Origin of the sequence: Acetobacter papayae JCM 25143 (assembly GCF_000613285.1) — a bacterium.
GTDB classification, from domain to species: Bacteria; Pseudomonadota; Alphaproteobacteria; order Acetobacterales; family Acetobacteraceae; genus Acetobacter; species Acetobacter papayae.
The window spans coordinates 1-6,428 of sequence record NZ_BAIN01000099.1 but is presented as its reverse complement, the minus strand read 5'-3'; the positions used below and the strand labels follow the sequence as shown (position 1 = coordinate 6,428).

Genomic DNA, 6,428 nt, shown 5'->3' with positions numbered 1-6,428 from the left:
CAGCGCCATGAAGGTGGCCATAACGCCCAGCGCGTAGCCTGCGCCCCCCCAGAGCTGGGCCGCACGCCCCGCACGCCCCAGCCGCGCGACCGAAAGCGCTTTCATGGCCAGCACCGGAAAAACACAGGGCATGAGGTTAAGCACCAGCCCACCCAGCAACCCGAACAGCGCCAGCCGCATGATATCCGCCAGACCTTGACCACCCGCCTGCCCGGCAGGAGTAGCGGCCCCCTCCGGTGCAGCTATGCCCGCTGCCCGAGCCGCTGTACTGGCCACTCCGGCACTGGCGGCCTCTTCAACCGGGCCTGCCACGCGGCGCACTGTCTGGACTACCGCCTGCTCCGCCCCTGCCGGGCTTTGCAGCACCACAACACCGGACAAATCATGGCCGGGCGTAAAATCAGACAGCGGTTTGAGGTGCAGCAGCACCGCGCCATCCTGCACGCGCTCGTTCTGCGGGGCTGCCGGGTCGATCAGCCCCGGCTGGTCAGCCATGAACCATGCCGCACGCACCGTGCTGGCGGAAAGCCCGGCACCACTCAGCCGCATGACACCATCCGAGCCAATAACCGCCTGATAGGGTGATTGGCCGGGTGTAGCGCGCGCGGCACTGGCAAACAGCCCCGCCTGCGCGGAATTCACCAGCCCGTCCCCTTCCGCAACACGCGGCAGGGACAGCGACAGCTCTGCCTCCTCGGGCACACACACAACCGCGCACACCAGCCAGCTTGCATGCGCGTGCACAACAACCGTATCGCCCGATGCCCCGCCACCCGGCGGCACCACCAGCGGCAGGGACAACGGCAGCACCACATCGCCCATATAGGCGTAAGACATGAGCGAGGCCGCCCTGATCCGTATGGGTGTGGGCCACAGGATTGTCTCTGTCTGCCCTGACAGCGCGCCCTGTGCCACAAGCCGTACGGCCACCGGCTCGCCCGCATCACCCGGATTGCGCCAGTAGGTATGCCACCCCGGTTGCAGCCGCAGGCGCAGCGCCACAGGCAGGGCGGTGCCAGCCCGCACCGTATCCGTTGCGGTTATCAGTGTCGCGATGGTGTGCGGGGTAATGACCGCCGGGCTTTCCGCCGCCCTGACAGAGCCCGGCAGCACGCCAACCGCCAGAACAGACAGTAGAACCTGCAAAACCACAAAGGCACGGCAAAGACGGGGCAGAGGCACGAACAGCATGAATGAATTCCGTAACGCGAAAAATCAGGCGATGCAGACAACGCCATGAATCCGGATTAGCACATCCGCTTCGCCCTCTGGCATCCCGCTTTTCCACCCCCTTGCGCGATTGTGTGCAGGCGGGGTCTGGCACCCGGAGGTTGTCAGGCGTTGAAAAGGCCTTTTCCCGGCCATGCACGCACAACCTCGGCATGCAGTTCAGCACGGATAGCGCGCATGGTGCGGCAGTCAAAACGAGCGGCGCGCTCCTGCCCCGCTTGGCCCAGACGCGCGCGCAGGCCACATCGTCCATCAGGCTTTCAAGGGCTGACACCAGTTCGGGCAGCGAATCCGGGTCGGCATAGAGAGCGGCCTGTCCGGCCAGTTCGGCAGATTACCATTGGGCGACACCAGCAGGGCCGCGCCGCAGCCCATGGCCTCCAGCGCTACCATGCCAAACGGCTCGCCCCAGCGGCTGGGGGCAACCACAATGGCGGCCCGGCTCATGGCCTTGAGCACGGCATCATGGGGGCGATACCCCTCCAGCGCGACACCGGCAGCCTGTGCCTGCGGGCGCAAACCCCGCAAAAACGGCGTCTCGCGCGTATGCTCACCAAAATCATCTGCACCGAGAATCTGCGCCCGCCATTCCGGGTAACGAGGCAGGAGGGTGGCGCAGGCGGCCACGAACGCATCCGCCCCCTTGTCGGCCACCACACGCCCGGCAAATAGCACAAGGTTTTCGCGCTCGGCGGCAGGCAGGGACTCGGGCAGAGCTTCAAGGTCGAGACTATTGGGCAGGATAGACACACACCCCCCAACGCCCTGACTAACAAAGCGCTGCCTGACCCACTCCGATACCGCCACAACCGCCACAGCACGGGCCAGATGCTCGCGCTCGGCAGGCTTGCGCGCCCGGCGCATGGTACAGGGGTCGTTATGCAGAACCAGCACGACAGGCAGGGCCGGAAACCGGCGGCGCAGGGCAAGCGCCAGATCAGGGCGGTTATGCACCTCCACCAGATCGGGGCGGAGTTCACGGACAAGCCGCGCCACCCCTTTGCGGTAGCGCACCCGCCCACCACGCCACGAAAACACCGGCGGCACGGGCCTGAACGCCACATCGGCAAACGAGACGCCCTGTGGGGCGGTGCCCACCACCACCTCGCCCGGCGTGGCCAGACGCCGTACCAGCAGCCCTATGGCCCCACACTCACCCGGTGCAAACCGCTCACGCGGGGAGAGCACCGTCATGACCCGCAGGGCCTGTCCACCTGCTGGCTGCCCCGGCTCCCGCGCGGTGTCGGCCGTAAGCGGCGCGTGCATTACCCCCATGGCGGCCCCCTGCCGAAACCCCGCGCTGTTCAGCGCAGGGATTCGTACATTTCAAGCTGCCAGTCCTGTGGCTCCTGCGCCGCATCCGCCGCCCATTCACGCATGAGCGGGTGCTCCTGCACTGCACGCATATAAGCGTGGGAGACATCGGACAGGCCCGGCACGGCATAGGAAGCAAAACGGCTGACCACCGGCGCAAACGCCACATCGGCATTGCAGAAAGTCGCCCCGAACAGATACGGCCCCTCTGCCCCGTACCGGTTGCGCGTATTGGTCCAGATCGTATCGATCCGGGCGATATCGCGCTGGGTGTCCTCATCCAGCCCGGCGGCCAGCGGGCAGTTAACCCGGCCCAGATTCATGGGCAGCGCCGAGCGCACCGCGCGAAAGCCTGAATGCATTTCCGCTGAAATAGAGCGGGCATGCGCCCGCGCCGCGCGGTCCTGCGGCCACAGGGCCGGAGCCAGTTCCGCACAGTATTCGGCAATGGCCAGCGAGTCCCACACCGCAATACCCGCATACTCCAGATAAGGTGCGCAGCCATTGGGGGAAAGCGTCTTGAGGGCGACTGTCTTACCGCCACCGGCCAGACGCAGGGCCTGCACATCCACATCCAGCCCGGCCAGACGCACGGAAAGCCAGCCCCGCAGCGACCATGATGAATACCGCCGCGTGCCGATTACCAGACGCCCATCAACCATGTGCTTTTTCTCCTGCGGCCTGCGCCGCGTCCTGATCGCCCTGCGGCTCCGCACGGCGGATAAACCCACCCCCAAGAATACGGCTGTCCTGATAGAACACACAGGCCTGACCGGGTGCGGGCATAGCCGGTTCTTCCAGCAGCACGCGCGCGCCATCGGGGGTTGGCACCACGCGGGCGGGGCGAGGGGCCTCACGTGCGCGCATCTGCACCCGGCAGACAAGCCCTTCGGGCGGGGCATCCACCAGCCAGTTCACATCCCGCACGGACAGAGCCTGCACGCTGGCCTGCGCGCGCGGGCCGATAATCACCCGCCTATGCGCCGGTTCCACGCCCACCACCATCTGGCGTTCGCCTTCCAGCCGCGCAGCATTACCCAGCCGCTTGCTCTGGCCCACGGTAAAGCGCATCACGCCTTCATGCTGGCCCACCACACGGCCCTGCCGGTCCACAATCTCGCCCGGCCCGGCCATTTCGGGGTGCATGCGCTCAACCAGATCGACATAGGAGCCATCGGTTACAAAGCACAGATCCTGACTGTCGGGCTTGCCCGCCACCACCAGACCATAGCGTTCCGCCTCGCGGCGGACTGCGGCCTTGTCGGGCATGTCACCCAGCGGAAAGCGCAGGAATTCAAGCTGATCGCGCGTGGTGGCGAACAGGAACCAGCTCTGGTCTCGCTCGATATCAACCGGGCGGTGCAGTTCAGCCCCCTCCGGCCCTTCGATCCGGCGCACGTAATGGCCGGTCGCCATGGCCTGCGCCCCGATTTCGCGCGCAAGGCCCAGCAGGTCGGTAAATTTCACGCCCTGATTACAGGCCACACACGGCACCGGGGTTTCGCCCTGCGCATAGGCATCGGCAAAACGCTCAATCACGCTGTTGGTAAAGCGCTGCTCGGCATCAATCACATAATGCGGGAAACCCAGCCTGTCGGCCACGGCTCGCGCATCGCGGATGTCCTGCCCAGCGCAGCACGCCCCTTTTTTGGCAGGTGCGCGCGAGTCGTACAGTTGCAGGGTCGCGCCCACGACCTCGTGGCCTTCCTCCAGCAGGCGGGCGGCCACCACGGAACTGTCCACCCCCCCGGACATGGCTACAAGAACGCGCATGGACGCTGTTTACCCCCTGTTTTCTTTCTTCAGCCCTTGCTGGGCAGACGCACCACCAGGCCGTCCAGCGCGTCGGTCATGACGATCTGGCAGCCAAGGCGGGATGTTTTTTCCAGACCAAAGGCGAGGTCGAGCATATCTTCCTCATCATCAGTCGGGGTGGACAGTTTTTCGGCCCAGGCGGGATCAACCACAACGTGACAGGTGGCACAGGCCAGCGAGCCTTCGCACGCGCCTTCAATGTCGATATCGTGCTTGTGGGCGATTTCCAGCACCGACAGGCCCACCGGCGCATCGACCGTGTGTTCCGTCCCGTCCTGTTCAACAAACGTCATCTGGGGCATTGGTATCCGTCCTGCCAGTAAGAATTTTACAGACCGTGCCAGCACTCAGGGCTCACTGGCCCCGGCTTTCATGGTCACGCCGCTGTCCCGAACCCGGACAGCCACGCGTGCGAGGCTGTCCGCCGCGCGCAGCGCTTCGGCGGCTGAGGTAAAACGTCCGGGGGACAGACGCAAGCTCCTTGCGGCCTCATCGCGGCTCAGGCCCATGGCCTCCAGCACGTAAGACGGCGCCAGTTCCGCCGAGGAACAGGCTGAACCCAGAGAGGCCTCCAGACAGTCCACCTCATTATCCGCCTGTTTTTGCTCACCTTTTGCCGCAGGGGCTGTGGGGTCTGGCATGGCGGCCAGCACATCCATGGCGCGAAGGCCCTCTGGCAGGCGCACACTGAAAATACCCGGCAGGCGTTCGGCCTGTGCCGCATTGAGCACACAGCCGGGCAGCACCGCATCCAGCCGTGTCATAAACACCTGCTGGAGTTCGGCCAGATGCTGCGCATCGCGCGCCTGCTCTGCCATGGCTATCCGGCTGGCCTCGCCAAACCCGGCCAGCAGAAAGCCCGGCAATGTGCCCGAGCGCGCGCCGCGTTCCTGCCCGCCGCCAGAAAACAGTGGCTCTACCCGCACGCGGGGGCGGTGGCGCATGAACAGCGCGCCCACACCCTTGGGGCCATACATCTTGTGGGCGGAAATGGAAGCCAGAGCCAGATTGAGCCCCCGCACATCCAGCGCGATCTTGCCTGCCGCCTGCGCCAGATCAGAATGCAGCAGCGCGCCCGCCGCCTCCACTATCGGCCCGAGCGTGGCAAGGTCGTGCAACACCCCGGTTTCGTTATTGGCCGCAGCAATCGATACCAGTGCGGTGGGCACCTCAAGGGCGCGGGCCAGATGTTCCGGGTCCAGCTGGCCCTGCGCGCCTACAGGCAGGATAACCGGCTCAAACCCCTCGCGCGCCAGATCCAGCACGCTTTGCAGCACACATTTATGTTCAGTGGCGACCGTGATCACCCGCCGCCGTTCCGAACCGCGCGCAGCCAGATGCCGTGCAGCCCCCTTGATGGCGAGATTATTGGCCTCGGTCGCCCCGGAGGTGAACACAATCTCGCGCGGTTGCGCCCCGATCAGCGCTGCAACATCGGCCCGCGCCTGCTCCACCCTGTCCGCCGCCGCACGGCCACTGGCATGGGCGTTGCTATGGGGGTTGGCGTTTTCCGCCTCCAGCGCATGAGCCAGCACGGCCCGCACGCGCGGGTCGCACGGGGTGGTGGCGGCGTGGTCGAAATACAGCGTGCTCACACCAGTCCTCCAGCAACCGCAACAGCGCTGGCCCCCTGCGCACGCCCTGCGGCCAGTCGCGTATAGGCGGCGGCAAACCGTTCGACATCACCCGGCCTGACATTCCATGGCAGGGAGACACGAATGGCCTGCCCTGCCAGTTCCTCCAGCCCCATGGCTTCCAGCACATGCGAGGAGGCCACCTTGCCCGATGAACAGGCAGACCCCGCCGAAACACAGAATCCTTCCAGATCAAGCCGCATAAGCTGCCCCTGCGCACGCAGGCCCGGCAAAGCCAGACAGCTCGTATTGGCCAGCCGGGGGGCTGCGCCACCACACACGACAGCCCCGGCATCACGCGCGGCCTGCTCCAGCCGGTCACGCAGGGGAGCGTGGTCAGCCGGGGTGTCCAGTGCTTCTTCCAGAGCGCGGGCCATACCCGCTATGGCGGGCAGGGCCTGTGTGCCGCCGCGCCGCCCCTGTTCCTCGTCCGCC

The 6,428-nt window shown here is 66.0% G+C and carries 5 protein-coding genes and 2 pseudogenes; all 7 read right to left on the bottom strand.

Annotation, left to right across the window (positions count from 1 at the left end):
- On the bottom strand, nucleotides 1–1,191 hold a 1,191-nt coding region (locus tag JCM25143_RS14065), incomplete at its 3' end, for a protein-disulfide reductase DsbD domain-containing protein (protein WP_267879972.1).
- A gap of 143 nt (nucleotides 1,192–1,334) precedes the next feature.
- Nucleotides 1,335–2,424: pseudogene (locus tag JCM25143_RS19970) on the bottom strand (glycosyltransferase family 4 protein).
- 110 nt (nucleotides 2,425–2,534) lie between these two features.
- The gene (locus JCM25143_RS14055; protein ID WP_025861677.1) at nucleotides 2,535–3,206 is read right to left on the bottom strand and encodes a glutathione S-transferase; all 672 of its coding nucleotides are present in this window, start codon (nucleotides 3,204–3,206) and stop codon (nucleotides 2,535–2,537) included.
- Nucleotides 3,199–4,317, bottom strand: coding sequence for a tRNA 2-thiouridine(34) synthase MnmA (gene mnmA, locus JCM25143_RS14050; protein WP_025861676.1), 1,119 nt, complete (start codon nucleotides 4,315–4,317; stop codon nucleotides 3,199–3,201). The genes JCM25143_RS14055 and mnmA overlap by 8 nt, the downstream gene beginning before the upstream one ends.
- 29 nt (nucleotides 4,318–4,346) lie before the next feature.
- Complete coding sequence (locus tag JCM25143_RS14045; RefSeq protein WP_025861675.1) at nucleotides 4,347–4,661, bottom strand: ferredoxin family 2Fe-2S iron-sulfur cluster binding protein; 315 nt, start codon at nucleotides 4,659–4,661, stop codon at nucleotides 4,347–4,349.
- A 45-nt stretch (nucleotides 4,662–4,706) separates the two neighbouring features.
- Entirely contained in the window at nucleotides 4,707–5,954 is a 1,248-nt protein-coding gene (locus JCM25143_RS14040; protein WP_025861673.1) for a cysteine desulfurase family protein, read from the bottom strand.
- Nucleotides 5,951–6,428: pseudogene (locus JCM25143_RS14035) on the bottom strand (cysteine desulfurase); the annotation flags it as partial. The gene JCM25143_RS14040 and the pseudogene JCM25143_RS14035, both read right to left, overlap by 4 nt.